Here is a 24707-nt window from a genome sequence, read left to right as displayed (position 1 = left end):
GTGGCTTTTGTGTCCAGACATGCGAAAGTCGGCCCATCGGGTTCGATGGGCCGACTCGGAGTCCTGTGCGGTTGTGGCGCCGCCGGGGCGGGTCAGACCGTCGGCTTGACGATCTTGCCGGCCTTGATGCAGGACGTGCAGGCGTTGATGCGCTTGGTGCTGCCGTTCACGACGGCGCGCACGCGCTGGATGTTGGGGTTCCAGCGGCGCGGGGTGCGGCGGTGCGAGTGGGAGACGCGCATGCCGAAACCGGGTCCCTTGCCGCAGACGTCGCAGACGGAAGCCACGGGAAACTCCAAGTGGTATCGATGCTCTGACCGGAGCGCCGCCCCGGTGCCGCCGGCGGGGCGGGCCGGGCATCATGGGTGCTCACTGACGAGCGCCTCGGACGAGGCGCACGGATCAGATTAGCCGACAGCCCGTCGGTAGGCGAATCGCGGGCGGGGAGGGGAGCGGTCTTTGGGCGAGGTCCTCGACGGCCCGGCGGTGCGCCGGTGGTGCCGGCTGGCGGCGGACGCGCTCGGCCGCACCAGGGGCGAGATCGACGCGCTCAACGTGTTCCCCGTCCCGGACGGCGACACCGGCACCAACCTGCACCTGACCGTGATCGCGGCGGCGGAGGCGCTGGACGAGCTGCCGGCCGCCGCGGGCCCCGCCGAGACGTGGCGGGCGCTCGCGCGCGGCGCGCTGCTCGGCGCTCGGGGCAACTCCGGCGTGATCCTCAGCCAGGTGTTCCGGGGGCTCGCCGATGTCCTCGGCCCGCTGGCGGCGCCGCCGGACGGCGCGGCGTTCGCCGGGGCGCTCGGGCACGCCTCCGAGCTGGCCCGGGGCGCCGTCGAGCATCCGGTGGAGGGGACGATCCTCAGCGTCCTCGCCGAGGCCGCCGAGGCGGGGGCTGCCGGCGGGGCCGGGCTCCCGGCGGCGTGCCGGTGCGTCGCGGACGGGGCCCGGCGGGCGCTGCGCCGCACCACCGGCCAGCTGGACGTGCTGGCCCGCAGCGGCGTGGTCGACGCGGGCGCGGCCGGGCTCTGCGTGGTCCTCGACGCCCTGGCCGCCGTGGTCACCGAGGAGTACCCCGAGCGGTACGAGGTGCCCGCGCGCGCCGCCGCGACGGCGCCGCCGCCCGAGCGCCCGGAGCCGCAGGGCCCCGGCTACGAGGTGATGTACCTGCTCGACGCGCCGGACGGCGCCGTCCACGACCTGCGCGGACGGCTCGACGGCCTCGGGGACTCGCTCGTCGTGGTCGGCGGCGACGGGCTGTGGAACGTCCACGTCCACGTGGACGACGCAGGCGCCGCGATCGAGGCGGGCATGGCGGCCGGGCGCCCGCACCGCATCCGCGTCAGCTGCCTGCACGCGGGCCCGGAGGAGCCGCACGCCCCGCACACCGGCCGCGCGGTGATCGCCGTGACCGCCGCGGGCGGGCTCGCCGCGCTGTTCGAGGAGGGCGGTGCGCGGGTCGTCCGCCGCGAGCCGGGCGCGGTCCCGCCGCTCGCGGTGCTGGCGGAGGCGATCCTGGCGGCGGGCGACGAGGTGGCCGTGCTGCCGAACGAGCCCGAGGTCCTCGCGCTCGCCGAGGCCGCGGCGGAGCGGGCGCGGGACGGCGGCGCGCGGATCGCGGTGGTGCCGACCAAGGCGTCCGTCCAGGGGCTGGCGGCGCTGGCGGTGCACGATCCGCTGCGCCGCTTCGGCGAGGACGTGATCGAGATGACCCGCGCCGCCGGCGCGACCCGCTCGGGCCGGCTGGAGGTCGCCGACGAGGAGGCGGTGACCAGCGTCGGGCTGTGCCGGCCGGGCGACGTCCTCGGCCTGATCGAGGGCGATGTCGCGACGATCGGCGCGGACGTCGGCGCCGTGGCGCGGGGCGTCCTCGACCGGATGCTGTCCGGCGGCGGCGAACTCGTCACGCTGATCGTCGGCGCGCAGGCTCCGGACGGCCTGGCCGACGCGCTCGGGGAGCACTTGCGCCGGGAGCATCCCGATGTGGAGGTCGGCGTCTACGCGGGCGGGCAGGAACGCCACCCCCTCCTCATCGGCGTTGAATGATTCCCGTCGTGCCCATGGGCTAGAAAAGAGTGCGTGGCGAATCTCGACGAGCCGTTGCGCAAGGTCCTCGGCGACAAGACGGCCAAGGCGCTGGAGAAGGGCCTCGACCTGCACACGGTCGGCGACCTGCTGCACCACTACCCGCGCCGCTACGCGCACCGGGGCGAGCTGACCCAGCTCAGCGGGCTGGAGGACGGCGAGCACGTCACGGTCATGGCGGAGGTCGTCAAGGTGCAGGGCCGCACCCTGACCCGCAGCCCCGGCTACGTCCTGGAGATCACCGTCACCGACGGGACCGGGCAGCTCAAGCTCAGCTTCTTCGGCCGCAAGGGCTCCTACCGGGCCGAGAAGGACCTGTCGCCCGGCACCCGCGGGCTGTTCGCCGGGAAGATCAGCACCTACCGGCCGCGCAGCGGGAACGTCGTCCGGCAGCTCGCCCACCCGCAATACAAGGTCGTCCACGAGCGGAGCGCCGAGCAGGCCGCGCAGGAGTGGGCGGACGAGATCATCCCGATCTACCCGTCCACGAAGGCGCTGCCCATCGAGACGATCGGCACGTCCGTCGAGACCGTCCTGACCCACCTGGACCTGCCCGCCGACCCGATGCCGGACGCCCTGCTCCAGCGGCGCGGCCTGATCGGGCTGCGGGAGGCGTACGAGGGCATCCACCGCCCCAAGAGCTGGGAGGAGCTGGGCCGCGCCAAGAAGCGCCTGAAATGGGACGAGGCGTTCGTCGTCCAGGTCGCGCTCGCCCAGCGCCGGCTCGCCGCCGCCGCGCTGCCCGCCAAGCCGCGCCCGCCGGCGTTCGGCGGCGTCCAGGCGGAGTTCGACGCGCGCCTGCCGTTCGAGCTCACCAAGGGCCAGCGCAAGGTCGGCGACGAGATCGCCGCCGACCTGGCCAAGGAGCACCCGATGCACCGCCTCCTCCAAGGCGACGTCGGAGCCGGCAAGGCACAGCCATTGGACTCCGAGGTGTTGACACCCGACGGCTTCCGGCAGATGGGGGACCTGGCAGTGGGAGACCAGGTGACCACGCCGGGAGGCGAGGTCACGGTGGTGACGGGGGTCTATCCCCAAGGCGAGCGTGATGTGTACAGGCTCGTCTTCTCCGACGGTACGTGTGTCGAGTGCGATGACGAGCATCTCTGGGCGGTCAAGACCGACACGGGCTGGTACCGGGGGAGTGCCCTCAAGGTTCTGACCACTCGCGAGCTGCGCCACGATCTCCTCCGCAAGTCCGGGACCAGCAAGTGGTACCTGCCACTCATCGAAGCGCCCGAGTTGGACTCACCGGTGGAGCGGCCGGTCGACCCGTATCTCTTGGGCCTGCTGCTCGGGGACGGATGCATGAAGTACGGGCGGGTTGAGATCTCGACCCGGGACCAGGAGATCGTCGATGCGGTCGCCGAACTCGTTCCGGACGGGTGCAGGCTGCGCCGCAAGAAGGATCGCCCGCTCGACTGGTTGATTCTGGGAGAGCGGCGCGGTGCCGGGAATCCACTGATCGCGGCCCTCCGAGAACTCGGCGTCTACGGCAAGGGCGCTCACGACAAGTTCGTACCGCCCGCCTATCTGAATGCTCCTGCCAAGCAACGCCATGCGTTGCTGCAGGGCCTGCTCGACACGGACGGGACGCTGAGGGCCGAGGGCAGAGACGTCAGTCTGGTCTCAGCGTCCAGGCGAATGGCCGAAGCCACTGCCTGGCTGACTCGTTCCCTCGGCGGGTACGCGCGGTGCCGACGGATCCAGAAGGCCGGCGGTCATTACTGGATGACCAGCGTTGCGCTGCCGAACGACTATCCGCCTTTCAGGCTGACGCGCAAGGCCGACAGGTTCCGGCCGCGTACGAAGTACGAACGTCGGCGCAAAGGAATCCGCGCGATCGAGTATGTGGGGCGAAAAAAGGTTCAATGTATTTCCATAGCCCATCCTGAGCGTCTCTATGTGACGGACGGGTGGACTCCCACTCACAACACGATCGTCGCGCTGCGGGCGATGTTGCAGGTCGTGGACGGTGGCGGGCAGGCCGCGCTGCTCGCGCCCACCGAGGTCCTCGCGCAGCAGCATTACCGCTCGATCACCGGGATGCTCGGCGACCTCGCGCAGGCGGGGCAGCTCGGCGGGGCCGAGCACGCCACCCGCGTGGCGCTGCTGACCGGGTCGCTGGGCGCGAAGGCGCGCAAGGAGGCGCTGCTGGACGCCGCGTCCGGCGCCGCCGGGATCGTCGTCGGCACCCACGCGCTGCTGCAGGAGAGCGTCCAGTTCGCCGATCTCGGCCTCGTCGTCGTCGACGAGCAGCACCGCTTCGGCGTCGAGCAGCGCGACGCGCTGCGGGAGAAGGTCGACGGCGGGCGCCCGCACGTCCTGGTGATGACGGCGACGCCGATCCCGCGCACGGTCGCGATGACCGTGTTCGGCGACCTGGAGACCTCGGTCCTCGGGCAGCTCCCGGCCGGGCGGTCGGAGATCCAGACCCATGTGGTGCCGCCGGAGAAGCCCGCGTTCTTCGCGCGCATCTGGGAGCGCATCAAGGAGGAGGCGGAGAAGGGCCGGCAGGTCTACATCGTCTGCCCGCGCATCGGCGAGCAGGAGGGCGACGAGGGCGACGCCGTCGCCGCCGAGGAGGGGGAGCGCAGGTCGCCGCTCGGCATCATGGAGGTGCTCCCGAAGCTGGAGGAGCTGCTTGCCGGGCTGCGCATCGGCGTCCTGCACGGCAAGCTGCACCCCGACGAGAAGGACGCGGTGATGCGCCGCTTCACCGAGCGGGAGCTCGACGTCCTGCTCGCCACCACCGTCATCGAGGTCGGCGTGGACGTCCCCAACGCCACCGTCATGGTCATCATGGACGCCGACCGGTTCGGCGTCTCCCAGCTCCACCAGCTGCGCGGCCGAGTCGGGCGCGGGTCGCTGCACGGCCTGTGCCTGCTGGTCACCGAGGCGGAGCCGGGCAGCAAGGCCCGCGAGCGGCTCGACGCCGTCGCGTCCACCACCGACGGGTTCGAGCTGTCGCGGCTCGACCTGGAGCAGCGCCGCGAGGGCGACGTGCTGGGCGCCGCGCAGGCGGGCCGCGCGTCCAGCCTGCGGCTGCTGACCCTGCAGCGGGACGAGGACGTGATCCGCGACGCCCGCGAGGAGGCGACGGCGCTCGTCGGCGCCGACCCCGATCTGGCCGATCATCCCGGCCTCGCCACCGTCCTGTCCTCCCTCCTGGACGAGGACCGCGCCGACTTCCTGGAGAAGACCTAGCCGCCGCGCGCCGGCCTCGCCGCCGCTCACTCCGGACACACGGTTGATCACAGAGCTCTAACGTGAGTGGATGGTGAGGGGCCATCGGGAGCTCGCGAGGGTACGGGTCCCGGTGGCGGCCCGTACGCGACGGAGGAGCTCCCCATGACGTCCGTTGGCCCTTTGGCGCCCGGCGACCCGGCGCGGCTCGGGCGGTACGAGCTGACGGGACGGCTCGGGGAGGGCGGGCAGAGCGTCGTCTACCTCGGTCGCCGCGAGGACGGGACGCAGGCCGCGGTGAAGCTGCTGCGCGACCAGTTCAGCCGCAGTCCGGAGTGGCGGGCGCGGTTCGAGCGCGAGATGCGGATGATCGGGCGCGTCGCCGGGTTCTGCACGGCGCAGGTCGTCGAGGCCGACATCTCCGGCGACCTGCCGTACGTGGTGAGCGAGTACGTGCCGGGGCCGTCGCTCAGCGGGCTCGTCCACGAGCGCGGGCCGCGCACCGGCACCGACCTCGACCGGCTCGCGATCGGCACCGTGACCGCGCTGGCGGCGATCCACCGGGCGGGGATCCTGCACCGTGACTTCAAGCCGTCCAACGTGCTGATGGGGCCGGACGGCCCGCGCGTCATCGACTTCGGCATCGCGCGCATCGCCGGCGCCCCGGCGGCGAAGGGCAGCGGCGTCGTCGGGACGCCGTCCTACATGGCGCCCGAGCAGGTGACCGACGCCGAGCTCGGCACGGGCGTCGACATGTTCGCCTGGGCGGCGACGATGCTGTTCGCGGCGACGGGGCGGCACCCGTTCGGCAACGACACGATCTCCGCGGTGTTCCACCGGATCCTGAACTACGAGCCGGACCTGTCGGCGCTGCCGGAGTCGCTGCGCGGCGCCGTCGCGTCCTGCCTGGCGAAGGACCCGGCGCTGCGCCCGGAGGCCCAGCGGGTGCTGCTGGACCTGCTCGGCGGGCAGGCCGTGCCCGAGGACGAGGGCCCGCTCAGCACCGGCGCCCACTTCGCCGGGGACGCGCGGGTGCTGCCGCTGCCGACCCCCGCGCGGCCGGGCGGCACCGATCCGGGCGGGACGCCCCCGCCGCGGACCGTCCCGCCGCGGCACCGCAGGCGCGGGCTGGGCGTCGCCGCGGCGGTGGCGGCGGTGGTCGCGCTCGCGGCGGGCGGGACGGCGTGGGCGCTGATGGCGGGCGGCTCCGGTGAGGCGCCCGCGCGGGCGGGGACCGGCACCGCGGCCCCGCCCGCCGCCGCGGCCGAGGCGGTCGCGCCCGCGACCCAGGCGATCGAGGCGGTGCTCAGCTTCGACCACGCCCGGTTCGACCAGAATGTGGCGGCGGCGCACCGGGTGTCCACGGGCCGGTACGGGGCCGACTACGACCGGCAGCTCGCGACGCGCGACTACCGCGCGGAGCTGACCGAGAAGAAGGGTTCGGTCACCGCGGAGGTCGTCGACGCGGCCGTCGTGTCCGCCGCGTCCGGCAAGGTCACCGTCCTGTCGTACGTCCGGCGGACGGTGCGCGCCGAGAACGCCGACCCGTCCCGCCTCCAGGACCCGATGCGCGCGACCGTGGTCAAGCAGGGGGGCGGGTGGCTGCTCGACAGCCTGTACTCGCTGAAGGCGGGCTCGCCCCGCGCCGACATGTCCGGCGCGACCTGGCCGGGGACGCAGGCGCGGGGAGCGGCCGGCGCGGTCTCCGGCGACCCGGCCGTGGCGCGCGGGACCCCGCTGGAGGTCGGCCTGCGCGCGGGCGGGACGGAGCAGCAGGTCACGGCCCTGGTGCTGGTCGGCGCGTGCAAAGGCGGCTGCACCGACGGCGACGCGGTCGAGATGCGCCGCCTCCTGCTCGAACGGGCGGGCGGCGGATGGAAGGTCGCGAAGTCCGAGGCGCTCTGAGATGCCGAAAGGGCGCCCCCTGCGCGGGGACGCCCTTTCGACTGGGCGGCTCAGGACTCGCGTGCGTGGCGCCTGCGGGTCGCGGCCACCGCGGCGCTGCCCGCGCCGATGGCGGCGAGGCCGAGCGCCACCAGCGGCAGCGCGTCGGTGCCGGTGAACGGCAACCCCTCGGGCGGGGTGAACTCGGCGGCGGTCGCGCCGGGGCCCAGGCCGGTGCCGGACGGCAGCTCCGGCGGCACCGGGGACGACGGCAGCGACGGCGGCTCCGGGGAGGAGCCGGGCGGTGCCGGCTCACCGGGAGGCGACGGCGGTGACGGCGGGACGGGCGGGGTCGGCGGCGTGGGCGGGACCGGCGGGGTCGGGGGAGTCGGCGGCGTCGGCGCCTCGCAGCCCCCGCCGACGCAGGCGCCGGCCGACAGGTGCGCCGAGACGGGGGTGCCGCCGGCCGGGGTCACCGACGCGCCGAGATCGGCCTGGGCGCTGAGGAGCCGCCCGCCCGCGGACGCGGTGGCGCCCGCCGAGAGGGAGAGCCCGGTGCTCCCGGCGGGCGACGCGGCCCGGCCGTCCAGCCGCGTGCCCGCCTTGGCGGTGGCGTCGCTCAGTGACACGCTCGCGCCGGCCCGGAGCCGGACGCCCGCGCCGGTGTCCTGCGTGCCGACGCCCGCGCCGACGTCGAGGCCGGCGCTCGCGGTCCGGGTGCGCTCGTCGTAGTCGAGCGTGGCGCCGACGCGGAGGTCGAGCAGCGGCTTCGCCTTCGGTGCGGTCGCCGCCTTCTTCGCCGGTGCTTTTCGTGTTTTCGCCTTCTTGGGTGTTATCAGCCTTTCCGTCTTCTTGATCGGCGCCTTCCGCGTCGTCACCGGTTTCGGGCGGGCCGTCTTCGGTTGAGCCGTCGTCGTCGGAGGGGTCGTGAGCTCGGCGAGGGGCGTGGAGGTCTCGGCGTGCGAGACGCCGCTCATGGCGGCGAAGCCGAGAACCGCGGCGCCGGCCGTCACCGCCAGTCTCCTACCGTGATGCACAGGTGCTCCTGAGTGATGGGTTGCACAACCTGCGAGCACGCTTGCACGTGACGTAGTCGATGTGAACATCGTTCGCGCCATTTGGGTAGAGGTTCACAAGAGGCTCCCGCGCGGGTTGTGCATCATTTCGCGAACCCCCGGCCCCGGCCGGTGCCGGCTGCCGATGCGCGATCAGCGGAGACGGCCCCCGATACTGGGAGGGTGAGCAGGGTCATCGCGGGCAGCGCGGGCGGGCGGCGGCTGGCCGTCCCGCCGGGACGGGACACCAGGCCGACCAGCGACCGCGCCCGGGAGGGCCTGTTCTCCACCGTCCTCGCCCTCCTCGGCCCGCTGGACGGGCTGCGCGTCGCCGACCTGTACGCCGGGTCCGGCGCGGTCGGGTTCGAGGCGCTGTCCCGGGGCGCCGCGCACGCGCTGCTCGTCGAGTCGCACCCGCGCGCGATGCGGGTCATCCGGCAGAACGCGGGCGCGCTCGGGCTGCCCGGCGCCGTCCCCTGCCCGGAGAAGGTGGAGCGGCTCGTCCGGCGCGGGCCCGGCGAGCCCTACGACCTGATCTTCGCCGACCCGCCGTACGCGCTCGCGGACGCGTCCGTCACCGCTCTCCTGGAGGACCTGCGCGACCACGGCTGGGCCGCCCCCGACGCCCTGGTCGTCGTCGAGCGCGCGTCCCGCGGACCCGCGCTGACCTGGCCCGACGGGTACGAAGCAGAGCGCGAGAGGCGTTACGGTGAGGCGGTTTTCTGGTACGGCCGCGCCAACGGCCGTTGACGGGGAGGGAGATCGGGTAAAGGCATGCCCATGAAGCCCGGTATCGACCGCGCGGTGGGACGCACCTGGGTCGTCGCCCTGGTCATGGCCGTCGCCCTGATGGCGAACATCACGTACGTGCAGGGCTTCCAGGCGCAGGACCTCCGGGACGACTCGCTCAACGCCCGCCAGTTCGACGACCGCTTCAAGATCGACCGGGGTCCGATCGTGGCGGACGGCCAGCGGCTCGCCTGGTCGGAGAAGCTCGACGACGGCCGCTACCAGCGCCACTACAAGGACGGCAAGGTGTTCGCGCCGGTCACCGGCTACTTCTCCGTGTTCTCCCAGACCGGCCTGGAGAGCGCCGCGAACCACTTCCTGGACGGCACCGACGACCGCCTCGCCACCACCAACCTCGTCGACAAGCTCGTCGGCAACCACGTCCCCGGCGGGACGGTCGAGTCGACCATCGACGTCGGCGCGCAGCGCGCCGCCTACGCCGCGCTCGCGTCCAGCGGCGCCCGCCGCGCCGCGGCCGTCGTCCTCGACGCGAAGACGGGCGCGATCCGGGTGCTGGCGTCCACGCCGACCTACGACCCCAACGACGTGTCGACGCTCGACCGGCAGAAGGCCGTGAAGGCGTTCGAGCGGCTCAACGGCGAGAAGCTGAAGCCGCTGCTCGACAAGGCCACGCGGGAGCTGTTCCCGCCCGGCTCCACGTTCAAGACCGTCGTCGCCGCGGCCGCGCTGAAGTCCGGCGCCACCGCCGCCTCGCAGGTCAAGGCCGGCCGCAGCTACAGGCCGCCGGGCGCCGGGCAGGCGATCAACAACGACGCGGGCGACATCGGCGGGTCCTGCGACCTGAGCCGCATCCCGCTGGCGGAGTCGTACGCGCAGTCCTGCAACACCACGTTCGCGTTCATGGGCGCGGAGGAGCCCGGCAACGGCGCCGTCCACGAGGCGGCCGGCGGGTTCGGGTTCGGCGACCCGGTCGAGTACGCCGACGGCCTGCGGAGCGCCGCCAGCGCGTTCCCGACGACCGACCAGCCGTCGCTCAGCGCGCTCGGCTCCATCGGGCAGGGCAGCACGGTCGCCAGCCCGCTGCAGATGGCCATGGTCGCCGCCGGCGTCGTCAACGACGGGGAGGTCATGCAGCCGCACCTCGTCGACAAGCTGCGCGCCCCGAACGGCCGCACGGTCGACACGATCTCGCCGCAGCGGATGTCGCGGGCGCTGACGTCCGGGCAGGCGAAGCAGATGCGGGACATGATGGAGGCCGTCGTCGACCGGGGCACCGGCAAGACGCTGAAGGGGACGTCCATCGTCGGCGGCAAGACCGGCACCGCCGACATCGAGGGCGCCGCGTACAACGACCGCTGGTTCATAGGGTTCGGGCCGGGGAACGACGCGAAGTACGCGGTCGCGGTGATGACCGAGGCGCCCGGCTACGGCATCGAGTCGGGCCCGATCGCGGCCCGGATCCTCAAGGCCCTGGGCGACTGAGCGGCCCCCGGGCGGCATGCCCGGACCGCAGGCCCGGAGGGCGTACCCGGACGGCCGGGCGAGCCCGGGTGAAACCGGGCCGAATGCGATTTGGTACGTTCACGCCGCAGGTCAGAAACCGGGACCGAAGGGGTTCGCGTCGTGCGCCGTGTCGTCTGTCCGGGATCGTTCGACCCCGTCACCAACGGGCATCTCGACATCATCAGCCGCGCCTCCCGTCTGTACGACGAGGTGGTCGTCGCGGTGCTGATCAACAAGAACAAGAAGAGCCTGTTCACCGTGGACGAGCGCGCCGACATGATCGCCGAGGTCACCGCGGAGTACGGCAACGTCAAGGTCGACAAGTTCTACGGGCTCACCGTCGACTACTGCAAGGAGCAGGACATCCCGGTCATCGTCCGGGGGCTGCGGGCCGTCAGCGACTACGAGTACGAGCTGCAGATGGCCCAGATGAACCACCGGATCGCCGGCGTGGAGACCCTCTTCATGGCGACGAACCCGGAGTACGCCTTCCTGTCCTCGAGCCTGATGAAAGAGGTCGTGAAGTTCGGCGGGGACATCTCCGGACTCGTCCCCGACAGCGTCCACGCCCGCCTCGTGGACCGCCTCCAGCAGCAGGGCTGACGGCCCTCCCCGCCCCGTGAGCGGCGGACGGACGGGTCGCGAGTTGGGTCACCGCCCCGCGTTCGGTACCCTGGGACATCGGCCATCGACGGCGGCCGCCGTTCACCATGCCTCACGAAAGCAGGAATCCGCTGACACGCCTCGACCCCAACGCCCCTCTCGTGCTCGACACCCGAGCTCTGGGCCGGCAGCCGGGATCGTCGCGCGAGGAGCGCCTGACCGTGCCGGCACCGGAGAACTTCGGCGTCGAGATGGTGGGCGTCCCCGAGGGCGCCGCGATCGAGCTGGACCTCCGGCTCGAAGCGGTCCTGGAGGGGGTGCTCGTCACCGGCACGGCGACGGTCCCCCTGGAGGGGGAGTGCTCCCGCTGCCTCGACCCGATCGCCTCGTCCTTCGAGGCGGACTTCCAGGAGCTGTTCGTCTACGACGACACCCGCTCGGGCGGGAACGCCGACGACGATGAGCTCCGCCTCGAGGGCGACCTCATCGACCTCGAACCGGTCCTGCGGGACGCGGTGGTGCTCGCGCTGCCGCTGTCCCCGCTGTGCCGGGACGACTGCCCGGGCCTGTGCCCGGACTGCGGTGCGCGGCTCGCGGACGTCGAGCCCGGGCACCACCACGACGTCGCCGACCCCCGGTGGGCGGCGCTGCAGGACCTCGCCGGCGACATGGCGCCGGCGGACCCCGACCGGGGGAACGGGAGCTCCGGCACCCGTGGTTCATTCGACCGACGAGAAGGAAAGCAGGAGGGCTGACGTGGCCGTCCCGAAGCGGAAGAAGTCGCGCAGCAACACGCGGCACCGGCGCGCGCAGTGGAAGACCGCCGCGCCGAACCTGGTCGAGTGCCCGACGTGCCGCGACCACAAGCTGCCGCACACCGCGTGCGCGACATGCGGTACCTACGACCGGCGGCAGGTCATCACCCCGTCGGCCTGAGTCTTCTCGCATCCTGGGGGGCGGATCCGCGCGCGGCGCGGCCCGCCCCCCACGGTGCGGGACGGCACCACCCCGACCACCCCGGCGCGCGACGTCGGCGTGGTGACCGGCGCGGAGACCGCGCCCGGAGCCGTGGTGCACGCCGGGATCAGCCGACCGGCGCGCACCTCGTCTTCGCGGACATCCTCCCCGCCGCGCGTCCTCGCCGTCCCGGCCGTTCCGGCCGGCGCGCCGCACCAGCGACCGCGCCATGCGCGGTGCACGGCCTGCGAGGAGGGCCCGTGAGCGCCAAGAGGAGCGCACCCACGCCGGACCGCGCGGAACTGACCGCCGCGCTCGGCGTCGACGTGACCGACGAACTGCTCGAACGTGCCCTGACGCACCGTTCGTACGCCTACGAGAACGGCGGCCTGCCCACCAACGAGCGCCTGGAGTTCCTCGGCGACTCGGTGCTCGGGCTCGTCGTCACCGACACCCTGTTCCGCGGCCACCCCGACCTGCCCGAGGGGCAGCTGGCCAAGCTCCGCGCCGCCGTGGTGAACATGCGCGCCCTCGCGGGGGTCGCCCGCGGCCTCGGCGTCGGCGCGCACATCCGGCTCGGCCGCGGCGAGGAGGGCACCGGCGGCCGCGACAAGGCCTCGATCCTCGCCGACACCCTGGAGGCGCTGATCGGCGCCGTCTACCTGGACCGCGGCCTCGACGAGGCGTCCGCCCTCGTCCACCGGCTCTTCGACGCGCTGATCACCCGGTCCGCGGGCCTCGGCGCCGGGCTGGACTGGAAGACCTCGCTGCAGGAGCTCACGGCCGTGGAGGAGCTCGGCGTCCCCGAGTACCACGTCGCCGAGAGCGGCCCCGACCACCAGAAGACGTTCCGCGCGTCGGTGCGGGTCGGCGGGAAGACCTACGGCTCGGGGGAGGGCCGCAGCAAGAAGGAGGCCGAGCAGCACGCCGCCGAGGCCGCCTGGAACGAGATACGCGCGCTCGTCGTGGAGCGGGACGCCGGCGAGCAGACCGGCGGGCAGACCGGCGAGGCGGCGCAGGCCGGTGCCTGAGCTGCCCGAGGTCGAGGTCGTCCGGCGCGGCCTCGACCAGTGGACGACCGGCCGGACGATCGCGTCCGCGGAGGTCCTGCACCCCCGCTCGGTGCGCCGCCACGAGGCGGGCCCGGCCGACTTCGCCGCCCGCCTCGCCGGCCGCGCGATGCGCGCGCCCCGCCGCCGCGGCAAGTACCTGTGGATCCCGCTCGACGGCGAGTCCGAGGCGGTGCTGGCCCACCTCGGCATGAGCGGGCAGCTGCTCGTCGGCGACCCCGGCCGCGAGCGCGAGAAGCACCTGCGCGTCCGGGTCGGCTTCGACGACGGCGGCCACGACCTGCGCTTCGTCGACCAGCGGACCTTCGGGCACCTGATGCTCACCGACCTCGTCCCGGACGCGCACGCCGCCGGGTCGCTCGTCCCCGAGCCGATCGTGCACATCGCCGCCGACCCGCTGGAGGACGCCTTCGACCCCGAGGCGTTCTTCCGGGCCCTGCGGCGCCGCAAGACGGGGATCAAGCGGGCCCTGCTCGACCAGTCGCTGATCAGCGGCGTCGGCAACATCTACGCCGACGAGGCGCTGTGGCGGGCCAGGCTGCACTGGGCGCGCCCCACCGAGACGATGACCCGCGCGGAGGCCACGCGCCTCCTGGAGGCCGCACAGGAGGTCATGGGCGCCGCCCTCGCGGTCGGCGGGACGTCCTTCGACAGCCTGTACGTCAACGTGAACGGCGAGAGCGGCTACTTCGAGCGGTCCCTGGACGCCTACGGCCGCCGCGACGAGCCCTGCCGCCGCTGCGGGACGCCCATCCGCCGCGACGAGTTCATGAACCGCTCGTCCTACAGCTGCCCGGTGTGCCAGCCGCGCCCCCGGCGGGCGCACTACTAGGGTTTCCTCGCGTGACGGACGACGAGGAGAACGTGCGGCTCACGGCCTGGGTGCGCGGACGCGTCCAGGGCGTCGGGTTCCGCTGGTGGGTGCGGTCGCGGGCGCTGGAACTCGGCCTGGCCGGCAGCGCCACCAACCTGAGCGACGGCCGCGTCGAGGTGGTGGCCGAGGGCCCGCGCGGCCGGTGCCGCGACCTGCTCGACCTGCTGGGCGGCGACGGCGGCGCCGGCCGTCCCGGCAAGGTCACCGGCGTCACCGAGCGCTGGAGCGACCCGCGCGGCGAGGCCGCCGGATTCGTGGAGCGGTGACGGGTAGGGAGTTCCGGTTTGTACCTGCTAAACTAGTAGAGGAAGGTTGTTACCGGCCTGTGATGTGCGGCTTGACCAGGACACCGGCCGGTGCGACTCTAGACGATACGCGCACCGACTTCAGCTGATTCTCGTGCGCGATCCCTGCTGGTTACTCAGCGTGGAGGACCCTTAGTCATGGCGAAGGCTCTACTCGGCCACGTCGGCGGTCCCGACCCCCGGATGGTCGCGGAGATGCGGCGCCTGCAGCAGCGCGTACGTGACCTGGAGGCCGAACTCGTACGGCTCCAGGCGGAGAACGACGCGCTTGCGACGGCGACGGACGACGATGTGATGTCGCTCGCGGTGAAGGACCGCGAACCCGCGCTGACCTGATCTCGGCGCGTCATCCTCAAAACACAGGGACGTCGAACCTCGGCGTCCCTAGGTGTTTGTTTACTTCACCCTTGGCGTCAGGCGCTGGGGCGCCTTACACGTCGCAGACCTGCAATGCGTGCGGGCACCGCGCCCGGGACAACCGCGAGAGCCAAGCGGTGTTCCGGTGCACGGCCTGCGGGCACCGGGCCAACGCCGACGTCAACGCCGCACGCAACATCCGAGACACCGCCGTGGGGCGCACGGTGGCCGCGCGGGGAGGCACGCCGTTGGGCGGGCCGGTGAACCGCGAACCTCAACCCGCTCTCCTCTCCGTATAGGGGACGGTTGGAATCCCCCGTCTTCAGGCGGGGGAGGACGTCAATCGGCACAGATCTGGTCTTGTCCGGGTCTGGGCCGTGGCGTTGGCCCTCTTTGGCGGCTGCGGTCGCTTGTGGCGCGCTGTGCTGACTGTCATCGTGCCGGGGTGCCGTGGTGGGGGCCATGGCTCAATTGCATGACTTGCCCTTCGGTCACTGTCTGTCGGGGCGGTGGGGTGGGTGCATCCTGGGGAACGGCTTCGGCCTGGGATATGTGGTCAAAATGTGGCAAAGGTTTCGGGGGTTCGGGGCGGCCGGAACCGGGGGTTCTGCGTTGATCTTTGGAATCGTGGCATCGGACGGGGGCGGGGCGTGACTCGCCGGGTCGTCGGGGCGGGTACGCGATAGCCTCTAGCGTTGCGATTCCGGGCCGCGGAGCGAGGGAGGGACGGCGGGTGTACCTGAAGACGTTGACGCTGCGCGGCTTCAAGTCCTTCGCGTCCTCCACCACGCTCAAGTTCGAGCCGGGGATCACGGCCGTCGTGGGGCCGAACGGGTCGGGCAAGTCCAACGTCGTGGACGCGCTGGCCTGGGTGATGGGCGAGCAGGGCGCCAAGTCGCTGCGCGGCGGCAAGATGGAGGACGTCATCTTCGCCGGCACGGCGAACCGGGCGCCGCTCGGGCGCGCCGAGGTCGTGCTGACGATCGACAACGCCGACGGGGCGCTGCCGATCGACTACACCGAGGTGACGATCAGCCGGCTGATGTTCCGGTCGGGGTCCAGCGAGTACGCGATCAACGGCGACTCGTGCCGGCTGCTCGACATCCAGGAGCTGCTGTCGGACTCGGGCATCGGGCGCGAGATGCACGTCATCATCGGGCAGGGGCAGCTCGACCGCGTCCTGCACTCGGGGCCGGAGGGGCGCCGGGCGGTGATCGAGGAGGCCGCCGGCGTCCTCAAGCACCGCAAGCGCAAGGAGAAGGCGCTGCGGAAGCTGGACGCGATGCAGGGCAACCTGACCCGCGTCCAGGACCTCACCGGCGAGCTGCGCCGCCAGCTGAAGCCGCTCGGCAAGCAGGCCGAGATCGCGCGGCGCGCGGCGGTGATCCAGGCCGACCTGCGGGACGCGCGGCTGCGGCTGCTGGCCGATGACCTCGTCACGCTGCGGACGAGGCTGGAGCAGGAGGCCGCCGACGAGGCCGCGATCCGGGAGCGCCGCACCGAGACGGAGCGGGCGCTGGGCGAGGCGCAGCGGCGCGAGGCCGTCCTGGAGGCGGAGGAGGCCGAGCAGGCGCCGAAGCTCGCGGAGGTCCAGGACACCTGGTTCCAGCTGTCGGCGCTGAAGGAGCGGCTGCGGGGCGTCGCCGACCTCGCCGCCGAGCGGCACCGCAACGCCGCGGAGGCGCGCGAGGAGGAGCGGCGCGGCCGCGACCCCGAGGACATGGAGCGCGAGGCCGCCGAGATCCGCGAGCAGGAGGAGATGCTCCGCGCCGCGCTGGACGAGGCGCAGGACGGCCTCGCCGACGCCGTGGAGCAGCGGACGGGTGTCGAGGAGGCCCTCGCGGCCGAGGAGCGCCGCCTGCAGGCCGCCGCGCGCGCCGCCGCCGACCGCCGCGAGGAGCTCGCCCGGCTGCGCGGCCGGGTCGAGGCGCTGCGCAGCAAGGCGCAGGCCGGCCGGTCGGAGATCGGACGGCTCGCCGACGCCCGCGAGGAGGCCGAGCAGCGCGCCGACGACGCCCGGGTGGAGTTCGAGGCGTTCGAGGCCGAGGTCGTCGAGGACCCCGCGCTCGCCGCCGAGCACGAGGCCGCGCAGGAGGCGCTCGCGACCGCGAAGGACGCCGCCGAGGCCGCGCGCGCCGGCGTGGACGGTCCGCGCGGGGCGCTGAAGGAGGCGCGGGGCGCGGTGGGCGCCGCGCGGTCCGCCGACCAGGCCGCGCAGAAGAAGGTCACGGCGCTGCAGGCGCGGATCGAAGCCCTGAACCTGACGCTGGCCAGCGCCGCCGAGGGCGGCGAGGCGCTGCTGTCGGCGGGCGCGGACGGTTCCCTCGATGGCGTGCTGGGCACGGTCGCGTCGCTGCTGAACGTCCGGTCCGGGTACGAGACGGCGGTCGCCGCCGCCCTGGGCAACGCCGCCGAGGCCATCGCCGTCGGCTCGCTCGACACGGCCGAGGCCGCGCTGGCGCTGCTGCGCTCCCGCGACGCCGGGCGCGCCGGGCTGCTCGTCGGCGGGGGAGCGGTCGCGCCGGGCGCGCGGGTGTCGGGCGTCGACTACGCGATCGACGCGGTGAGCGTCCCCGAGGTCGTGCGGCCCGCCATGGAGCATCTTCTGCGGGACGTGGCGGTCGTCGACGACGTGCCGTCCGCCGCCGCGCTCGTCCGGCGGGAGGCGTCCCTGCGCGCCGTGACGCGCGACGGCGAACTTGTCGGAGCGCACTGGGCGCAGGGCGGTGCGAGCAGCGGGCAGGGCCTTCTGCAGATGCGCGCGACCCTTGACCAGGCCACCGAGGATCTCGCCGCCGCGGAGACGGCGGCCGGGGTCGCCGCCGACGAACTCACTGCGTCGATGGAGCGCGAGCAGTCCGCCCAGATGGCACTGGAGGCCGCGGAGGCCGCCGCCGGCGAGGCCCAGGCGAGCGTGAACCAGGCCCAGGCCGAGCTTGACCGCGTCCGCGCGCGCGTGCGCGAGTTCGACGCGCAGGCGGCACAGGAGGCCAAGCGCGCCGCGCGCCTGGAAGCCGACGTCCGGGCCGCGCGTGGCGAAGTGGAGCGGCTCACCAAGGCGCTGGACGCCGCCACCGAGTCGCTGGAGCGCGACACCCAGGCGGCCGAGGAGCTCGCGATGCGGCTCGCCGAGTCGGAGGAGGCCGCGGAGGTCGCCGACGAGGCCGGGCACGACACCGAGGCGCGCGACGAGCTGCACGCCCGCAGCCAGGAGCTGCGGTCCGCCGAGATGGAGGCGCGGCTGTCGGTCCGCACCGCCGAGGAGCGCGTGCAGGCCATCACCGGCCGCGCCGACGCCCTCGAACGCGGCGCCCGCCGCGAGCGCGAGGAGCGCGCGCGGGCCGCGCAGCGCCGCGCCCGCCGCGAGGAGCAGGCCAGGGTCGCCAAGGCCGTCCACCGCGGCGCCCGCACGTCCCTCGACCGCATCGAGCACTCCCTCGCCGCCGCCGTCCGCCGCCGCGAGGCCGCCGAGCAGGCCAAGGCCGCGCGCGAGGCCGAGCTGAAGGTCGTCCGCACGCAGGTCCGCGAGCTGTCGGCGACCCTGGAGCGCCTCGTCAACGTCGTCCACGGCAACGAGGTCGCCCGCGCCGAGCAGCGGCTCCGGCTGGAGCAGTACGAGCAGCGGGCCCTGGAGGAGTTCGGCCTGGAGGTCGAGTCGCTCGTCGCCGAGTACGGCCCGGACCAGCTCGTCCCGCCCGACCCGGAGAAGGGGGAGGACGCCCGGCCCGCCCCCTACGACCGGGCCGTCCAGGAGAAGCGCGCCAAGGTCGCCGAGCGGCAGCTCAACCAGCTCGGCAAGGTCAACCCGCTCGCCCTGGAGGAGTTCGCGGCGCTGGAGGAGCGGCACGCGTTCCTCACCTCGCAGCTGGAGGACCTCAAGAAGACCCAGCGGGAGCTGCTCGGCCTGGTCAAGGAGGTCGACGACCGCGTCCAGGAGGTGTTCGCCGCCGCCTACGACGACACGGCCCGCGAGTTCGAGCGGATCTTCGCGCGGCTGTTCCCCGGCGGCGAGGGCAGCCTGTCGCTGACCGTGCCCGACGACATGCTCACGACCGGGGTCGAGGTGTCGGCCCGCCCGCCCGGCAAGAAGGTCAAGCGGCTGTCGCTGCTGTCCGGCGGCGAGCGGTCGCTGGTCGCCATCGCCTTCCTCGTCGCCGTGTTCAAGGCCCGCCCGTCGCCGTTCTACGTCCTGGACGAGGTCGAGGCCGCGCTGGACGACACCAACACCCAGCGGCTCATCACCGTCTTCGAGGAGCTGCGCGAATCGTCCCAGCTCATCGTCATCACCCACCAGAAGCGCACCATGGAGGGCGCCGACGCCCTCTACGGCGTCAGCATGCGCGGCGACGGCGTCACCCAGGTCGTCAGCCAGCGGCTCCATTGATTGCTTCGCCCTCGGCGGTCGGCGCTGGGGCGCCTTCCTTCCACGGGCTTCGCGGCGATCGCTACATCGCTCCGGCTCGCCTTGCGGCTCGCTGCGCGATCAGGTTCTCGCTTCGCTCGAACCTGGCTTCGCACGCGATCGCAACGCTGAGGTCCTCGCGGGCCGGGCTTACGGACGTGTGCCTTGATGCCGGTGGCGTGTTGCGGATTTCATATGGCCGTAATATTCGCGAGGGGTGATTGGAGCGTTGCAGCGCCTATCCGTCCGCAATTCGGACGGGCGTGGAATCTTTTTTGCCCGGCAATAACCGATTGATTACGGGCGCGTTGTCGCCGGTGACGTGCGCGCCACGTGATCCACGTGCACGGACGGTGATGCGGTGGCGACGCTGGCGGGCTTGTGCGGGTCCGGGGCTTCCACTACCCATGTGCACCGTGGTTCTCCGGCCCCCTCACCGGGTGCCCCCGCCCGGTACGGAGGACCGTGGGAGAGGTGCTGCCCATGGACGCCCGCAAACTCAAGGACAATTTCACCCTAGTCGGCGCGAACGGCGTGGACGTCGCCGAGTATTTCTACGCCGACCTTTTCGCGCGTGAGCCGCGGCTCCGATCGATGTTCCCGGCCGCGATGGCCAAGCAGCACGAGGTGCTGCTCGCGGCGCTGTCGCAGATCGTCTCGTCCGTCGACGACCCGGACGCGCTCGTGCCGTTCCTGCGGGACCTCGGCCGCCGCCACCACGGCTTCGGCGTCGCCGCCGACCACTACGCGCCCGTCGGCGCGAGCCTGCTCGCCACCCTCGCCCACTTCAGCGGCCCCGCGTGGAACGCGGACCTCGAACGCGACTGGACGGCCGCCTACGGCGTGGTCGCCCAGGTCATGACGGAGGCCGCCGCCGAGCCCGTCTCCTGATCCGGCGTGGACGCCCAGCGGCTGAAGGACAGCTTCGACCGGGTCGCGGGGCAGGGCGACGCCGTCGCCCTGTTCTTCTACTCCGACCTGTTCGTGCGCAACCCCCACCTGCGCGACATGTTCCCCGTCGGGATGAGCGGCCAGCGGGACAAGCTGCTCCGCGCTCTCGGGCACATCGTCGCCCAAGTCGACGACCTGCCGGCCCTCGTCCCGTTCCTGCGGCAGCTCGGCCGCGACCACCGGCGGTTCGGGATCGTCGCCGAGCACTACCCGCACGTCGGCGCCAGCCTCCTCGCCACCCTGCGGCACTTCACCGGCGACGACTGGACCGACGACGTCGAGGGCGACTGGAACGCCGCCTACACCCTGGTCGCCAAGGTCATGCTGGAGGCCGCCGACGAGCACGCCCTCACGACCCCCGCCTGGTGGAACGGCCAGGTCGTCGCGGTCGAGCGGCGCCGGTTCGACATCGCCGTGCTGCGCGTCCAGCCGGACCGGCCGCTGCCCTACCGGCCCGGCCAGTCGGTCGCGCTTGAGGTGCCGTCGCGGCTGCGGCACTGGCGGTACTACTCGATGGCGAACGCGCCCCGCCCCGACCACACCGTCGACTTCCACGTCCGGCTGGTGGACGGCGGGCCGGTGAGCCCCGTGCTTGTGCGCGGCACCGAGACCGGCGACCGGGTCCGGATGGGTGCGCCGATCGGCACGCTCACCCTGGACGAAGAGTCCCCGCGGGACGTCCTGCTCGTCGCGGGCAGCACCGGCCTGGCCCCGCTCAAGGCGATCCTGGAGCAGATCTCGCGGCGTCCCGCCCCGCCGCGCGTGCACCTGTTCTTCGGCGCCCGCACCCGCGACGGCCTGTACGACCTGGAGGACCTGACCAAGCTGGCCGGCGGGTTCCCCTGGCTCACCGTCGTCCCCGCCGTGTCGGACGAACCCGGCGGACACGGCTTCTCCTCCGTCCTCACGTCGGGTGACGGCGACGTCGAGCACGGCAACCTGTCGGACGTCGTGGCCAGGCACGGCCCCTGGGACGGCCGCGACGCCTACGTGTGCGGGCCGTCCGCGATGGTCGGCCACACCGTCGAGCAGCTGGCCCGCCTCGGCGTGGCCCGCGACCGCATCCGCCTGGAAACCTTCCCAGACGCACAGAGGTGAGCGCGTTGAACTCCCCGAACCTTCCCGTGGTGTCCGCCGGCACGCGGCTGACCCCGGGCGAGCTCCGCTCGGTGGTGTTCGCGCGGGCCGCCCTCGGCCGCCGCGGCTACGACGAGGAGCAGGTCCGCGGCTTCCTCGCCTACGTCGAGGACGAACTCGTCCAGATCTTCACCGACAAGGCCGCGCTCGCCGACGAGGTGAACCGGCTGCGCGCCCAGGCGGCCAAGGGCGGCGGCGCCGGCGTGATGGCGCCCGAGGACGCCCACTTCCAGGCCGTCCGGATCCTCTCGCAGGCCCAGCAGACCGCCGACCTGTACGTCGCGGACGCCGAGCGCTACACCCGCGAACTGGCCCACGAGGCGCGGCTGCACCGGGAGGCGATCCTCTCCGACGCCAAGGGACGCGCCGAGCACCTGCTGGAGGACGCCCACCGCAAGGCCGCCGCCGTGGCCGACGCGGCCGTCCGCTCCACGGAGGAGACCCGGCCCGTCCCCCTGCCCGACGACGAGCGCCGCTCGATGGAACGGGAGATCGCCTACCTGCGCACCTACAGCGACGTCTACCGCACCCACCTGCGCTCCTACCTGGAGGCTCTCCTCCGAAACGTCGACGAATGGGAGACCTCCGAACGGGCATCGTTGCCAAGCCGATCACCGGACCCGCAATGACCTGAGCGACGTCGGTCTTCTGGGTTCGAGGCTCGGCCACCGACCACGGGCAGGCACGCGGAGCGAGCTCTGCGAGCGCAGCGGGCCTGCCCGCCGAGCCGGGCGACCGCAGCGACACGCCACAAACCCGCACGGTCACAAGGACCAGAACCGTGGCGTGAGGATCGACCGGCTCGTGACGGGGGTTCCAGGGGGTCGCCCCCCTGGGCCAACACAGCGTGAGGATCGACCGGCTCGTGGCGGGGGTTCCAGGGGGTCGCCCCCCTGGGTAGACACAGCCCCCCTGGGAGAACGTGCAAAACTTGGGGGCGCTATGGAATATCTGATCGTCATCGCCGCGCTGGCCGCCGTCGCTCTGATCGTCGGTGGCATCACGCTGCTGAGGCCCCGCCGTACCCGCCCGCGCCCGCCGGTGGAGCGCCCGACGGAACGCACCGGCGGCGCCACGGCCGTCGACGAGGCGGAGGCGCCCACCGTCGAGGCGCCGCCGACGGAGGTGCCCGCTCCGCGCCCCACGATCGAGATCGAGAAGCCGCCGCCCGGTGCGGGGCGTCTCGTCCGGTTGCGGGCCCGGCTCGCGCGCTCCCAGAACACGTTCGGCAAGACCCTGCTCGGCCTGCTGTCGCGCGACACGCTCGACGAGGACGCGTGGGAGGAGATCGAGGACACGCTCATCACCGCCGACATGGGCGCGGCGGTGGCCCGCCAGGTCACCGACGACCTGCGGACCCGCGTCCAGGTGCTCGGCACCCGCAGCCCCGAGGAGGTCCGCGGGCTGCTGAAGGACGAGCTGGTCAAGCAGATCGGCCCGGATCTCGACCGCTCGCTGCGCACGGAGGGGCACGGCGACCGTCCGGCGGTGCTGATGGTCGTCGGCGTCAACGGCACCGGCAAGACCACCACCTGCGGCAAGCTCGGCCGGGTCCTGGTCGGGGACGGCAACACGGTGGTGCTCGGCGCGGCCGACACCTTCCGCGCCGCCGCGGCCGACCAGCTGGAGACCTGGGGGACGCGCGTCGGGGCGCAGGTCGTCCGCCGGGACGAGGGCGCCGACCCGGCGAGCGTCGCGTTCGACGCGGTCAAGCAGGGCATCGAGTCCAAGGTCAACGTGGTGATCATCGACACGGCGGGCCGGCTGCACACCAAGACCGGGCTGATGGACGAGCTGGGCAAGGTCAAGCGCGTCGTGGAGAAGCAGGCGACGGTGGACGAGGTCCTGCTCGTCCTGGACGCGACGACCGGGCAGAACGGCATGCAGCAGGCGCGCGTGTTCGCGGAGGTCGTGAACGTCACCGGTGTCGTGCTGACCAAGCTGGACGGCACCGCGAAGGGCGGCATCGTCGTCCAGGTGCAGCGGGAGCTGGGCGTGCCGGTGAAGCTCGTCGGGCTGGGGGAGGGGCCGGACGACCTCGCCCCGTTCGAGCCGGAGGCGTTCGTGGACGCGATCCTGGGTGACTGAAATAGACCTCTAATCGGTTAAAAACGGCATGTGAGGAATTAGAAACACGCACGAAACACCCCGGTTGCGCTTTTCACACCGGTGAAACGCGGGAGCCCCGCGCGCGAAACCGCCGAGGTCGAGTCTCTGAGCAGTTCGAAGTTCCCTGGCGAGGAGGGACTCTCTCAGAGATGAAGATCGATAGCGGTAATACCGCCTGGATGCTGACGAGCACCGCGCTCGTCCTGCTGATGACACCCGGGCTCGCCTTCTTCTACGGAGGCATGAGCCGCGCCAAGAGCGTGCTCAACATGATGATGATGAGCTTCGTCAGCATCGCCGTGGTGGGCATGGCGTGGGTCGTCTACGGCTACTCCCTCACGTTCGGCGACGGCGGCGCCCTCAGCGCGTTCATCGGCGGGTTCGGCGACTGGGGGCTCGTCGGCCTGGAGAAGGCCGCGACGGCCGACGACGGCACGGGCATCCCGCAGCTGGTGTTCGTGGCCTTCCAGGCGACGTTCGCCATCATCACCGTCGCCCTGATCAGCGGCGCCGTCGCCGACCGCGCCAAGTTCGGCGCCTGGGTCGTGTTCACCCTGGTGTGGGCCACGCTCGTGTACTTCCCGATCGCCCACTGGGTGTGGTGGTCGGACGGCCGGGACGGCGGCAAGGCCGGCTGGCTGTTCGACCTCGGCGCCCTCGACTTCGCGGGCGGCACGGTCGTCCACATCAACGCCGGCGTCGCGGCGCTCGCGCTGGTGCTCGTCCTCGGCAAGCGCAAGGGCTGGCCGAAGGAGCCGATGCGCCCGCACAACCTCCCGTTCGTCCTGCTCGGGGCCGGGCTGCTGTGGTTCGGGTGGTTCGGCTTCAACGCCGGGTCCGCGCTCGCCGCCGGCGAGACCGCGGCCGTCGCGTTCGTCAACACGCTCGCCGCGACCTGCGCCGCCGCGTTCGCCTGGATCGTCGTCGAGAAGCTGCGCGACGGCGCGTCCACCACGCTCGGCATCGCCTCCGGCGTCGTCGCCGGGCTGGTCGCCGTCACCCCGGCCTGCGCGTTCATCACCCCGCTCGGCGCCATCGCCCTCGGCCTCGTCGCCGGCGCGGTCTGCGCGTTCGCGGTCGGGCTGAAGTACCGGCTCGGGTACGACGACTCGCTCGACGTGGTCGGCGTCCACATGGTCGGCGGCATCGTCGGCGCCCTGCTCATCGGCCTCCTGGCCACCACCGCCGTCAACGACGCCGGCGCGGACGGGCTGCTCGCCGGCGGCGGGTTCGCGCTGCTCGGCAAGCAGGCCGTCGCCGTCCTGGCGACCCTCGTCTACTCCTTCGCCGTGACCTACGGGATCGCCAAGGTCATCGACCGGGTGATGGGCTTCCGGATCAGCGACGACGACGAGGCCGCCGGCATCGACAGCACGGCGCACGCGGAGACCGCCTACGACTTCGGCACCATCCGCGCGGGCATCGGCTCCGGGGCGACCGCGGCCGCGCCCGCCCCCGCGAAGAAGGTTGAGGCGTAGG

General features: G+C 73.0%; 20 protein-coding genes and 2 pseudogenes. 20 read left to right on the top strand and 2 right to left on the bottom strand.

The annotated features are described in order from the left end of the window. Window positions 1-92: 92 nt before the first annotated feature. Complete coding sequence (gene rpmB / locus ACGFI1_RS04775) at window positions 93-287, bottom strand: 50S ribosomal protein L28 (protein WP_067632165.1); 195 nt, start codon at window positions 285-287, stop codon at window positions 93-95. Between the two features lie 172 nt (window positions 288-459). Here rpmB and ACGFI1_RS04770 point away from each other — a divergent pair, with 172 nt between their 5' ends. The 4 genes and pseudogenes from ACGFI1_RS04770 to ACGFI1_RS04755 all read left to right on the top strand — a co-directional run bounded on the left by ACGFI1_RS04770 (window position 460) and on the right by ACGFI1_RS04755 (window position 7176). After that, window positions 460-2046, top strand: coding sequence for a DAK2 domain-containing protein (locus tag ACGFI1_RS04770; protein WP_392782922.1), 1587 nt, complete (start codon window positions 460-462; stop codon window positions 2044-2046). A gap of 33 nt (window positions 2047-2079) precedes the next feature. After that, window positions 2080-2601, top strand: a pseudogene (locus ACGFI1_RS04765) (OB-fold nucleic acid binding domain-containing protein); the annotation flags it as partial. 1053 nt (window positions 2602-3654) lie between these two features. Beyond that, window positions 3655-5292: pseudogene (locus tag ACGFI1_RS04760) on the top strand (helicase-related protein); the annotation flags it as partial. A 144-nt stretch (window positions 5293-5436) separates the two neighbouring features. Further along, window positions 5437-7176: a serine/threonine-protein kinase gene (locus ACGFI1_RS04755; protein WP_392782918.1), complete on the top strand. Its 1740-nt coding sequence runs from the start codon at window positions 5437-5439 to the stop codon at window positions 7174-7176. 50 nt (window positions 7177-7226) lie between these two features. Here the strand turns inward: ACGFI1_RS04755 and ACGFI1_RS04750 are convergent, their stop codons facing one another. Continuing rightward, window positions 7227-8168, bottom strand: a complete 942-nt coding sequence (locus ACGFI1_RS04750) for a hypothetical protein (RefSeq protein ID WP_392782915.1) — start codon at window positions 8166-8168, stop codon at window positions 7227-7229. A 225-nt stretch (window positions 8169-8393) separates the two neighbouring features. Between ACGFI1_RS04750 and rsmD the strand changes: the two genes are divergently transcribed. From rsmD to ACGFI1_RS04670, 16 genes are all read left to right on the top strand, one after another. Beyond that, the gene (rsmD, locus tag ACGFI1_RS04745) at window positions 8394-8960 is read left to right on the top strand and encodes a 16S rRNA (guanine(966)-N(2))-methyltransferase RsmD (RefSeq protein WP_138638133.1); all 567 of its coding nucleotides are present in this window, start codon (window positions 8394-8396) and stop codon (window positions 8958-8960) included. A 30-nt stretch (window positions 8961-8990) separates the two neighbouring features. Continuing rightward, a complete protein-coding gene (locus tag ACGFI1_RS04740; protein ID WP_392782911.1) occupies window positions 8991-10442 on the top strand; it encodes a penicillin-binding transpeptidase domain-containing protein in 1452 nt (483 codons plus the stop codon). A 141-nt stretch (window positions 10443-10583) separates the two neighbouring features. After that, window positions 10584-11066, top strand: a complete 483-nt coding sequence (gene coaD / locus ACGFI1_RS04735) for a pantetheine-phosphate adenylyltransferase (protein WP_138638131.1) — start codon at window positions 10584-10586, stop codon at window positions 11064-11066. A 107-nt stretch (window positions 11067-11173) separates the two neighbouring features. Next, a complete protein-coding gene (locus ACGFI1_RS04730) occupies window positions 11174-11821 on the top strand; it encodes a YceD family protein (protein ID WP_301175667.1) in 648 nt (215 codons plus the stop codon). Window position 11822: 1 nt separating this feature from the next. Beyond that, entirely contained in the window at window positions 11823-12002 is a 180-nt protein-coding gene (gene rpmF / locus ACGFI1_RS04725; protein WP_089324772.1) for a 50S ribosomal protein L32, read from the top strand. 281 nt (window positions 12003-12283) lie between these two features. Beyond that, window positions 12284-13054 (top strand): ribonuclease III, encoded by a 771-nt coding sequence (rnc, locus tag ACGFI1_RS04720; RefSeq protein ID WP_138638129.1) that lies wholly within the window; start codon window positions 12284-12286, stop codon window positions 13052-13054. Next, window positions 13047-13925, top strand: a complete 879-nt coding sequence (gene mutM, locus ACGFI1_RS04715) for a bifunctional DNA-formamidopyrimidine glycosylase/DNA-(apurinic or apyrimidinic site) lyase (protein WP_386867333.1) — start codon at window positions 13047-13049, stop codon at window positions 13923-13925. Before rnc ends, mutM begins: the two co-directional genes overlap by 8 nt. An 11-nt stretch (window positions 13926-13936) precedes the next feature. Further along, complete coding sequence (locus ACGFI1_RS04710) at window positions 13937-14233, top strand: acylphosphatase (protein ID WP_138638127.1); 297 nt, start codon at window positions 13937-13939, stop codon at window positions 14231-14233. Window positions 14234-14410: 177 nt separating this feature from the next. Continuing rightward, a complete protein-coding gene (locus ACGFI1_RS04705; RefSeq protein WP_021598747.1) occupies window positions 14411-14608 on the top strand; it encodes a hypothetical protein in 198 nt (65 codons plus the stop codon). A 56-nt stretch (window positions 14609-14664) separates the two neighbouring features. Next, window positions 14665-14928 (top strand): zinc ribbon domain-containing protein, encoded by a 264-nt coding sequence (locus ACGFI1_RS04700; RefSeq protein ID WP_386867330.1) that lies wholly within the window; start codon window positions 14665-14667, stop codon window positions 14926-14928. Window positions 14929-15362: 434 nt separating this feature from the next. Beyond that, window positions 15363-19013, top strand: a complete 3651-nt coding sequence (gene smc, locus ACGFI1_RS04695) for a chromosome segregation protein SMC (protein ID WP_392782906.1) — start codon at window positions 15363-15365, stop codon at window positions 19011-19013. 501 nt (window positions 19014-19514) lie between these two features. Further along, window positions 19515-19922: a globin domain-containing protein gene (locus ACGFI1_RS04690; protein WP_364551213.1), complete on the top strand. Its 408-nt coding sequence runs from the start codon at window positions 19515-19517 to the stop codon at window positions 19920-19922. Window positions 19923-19928: 6 nt separating this feature from the next. Beyond that, on the top strand, window positions 19929-21080 hold the full coding sequence (locus ACGFI1_RS04685; protein WP_392737211.1) for a globin domain-containing protein: 1152 nt from the start codon (window positions 19929-19931) through the stop codon (window positions 21078-21080). A gap of 5 nt (window positions 21081-21085) precedes the next feature. Continuing rightward, the gene (locus tag ACGFI1_RS04680; protein WP_387067812.1) at window positions 21086-21748 is read left to right on the top strand and encodes a DivIVA domain-containing protein; all 663 of its coding nucleotides are present in this window, start codon (window positions 21086-21088) and stop codon (window positions 21746-21748) included. A gap of 313 nt (window positions 21749-22061) precedes the next feature. Next, a complete protein-coding gene (gene ftsY / locus ACGFI1_RS04675) occupies window positions 22062-23207 on the top strand; it encodes a signal recognition particle-docking protein FtsY (RefSeq protein WP_386867322.1) in 1146 nt (381 codons plus the stop codon). A gap of 170 nt (window positions 23208-23377) precedes the next feature. Beyond that, window positions 23378-24706 (top strand): ammonium transporter, encoded by a 1329-nt coding sequence (locus ACGFI1_RS04670; protein WP_138638123.1) that lies wholly within the window; start codon window positions 23378-23380, stop codon window positions 24704-24706. Window position 24707: the final 1 nt, after the last annotated feature.

Source organism: Actinomadura geliboluensis, assembly GCF_043197915.1.
In the GTDB taxonomy this organism is placed as follows: domain Bacteria; phylum Actinomycetota; class Actinomycetes; order Streptosporangiales; family Streptosporangiaceae; genus Spirillospora; species Spirillospora geliboluensis.
This window is presented reverse-complemented; position numbering and strand designations above follow the sequence as displayed.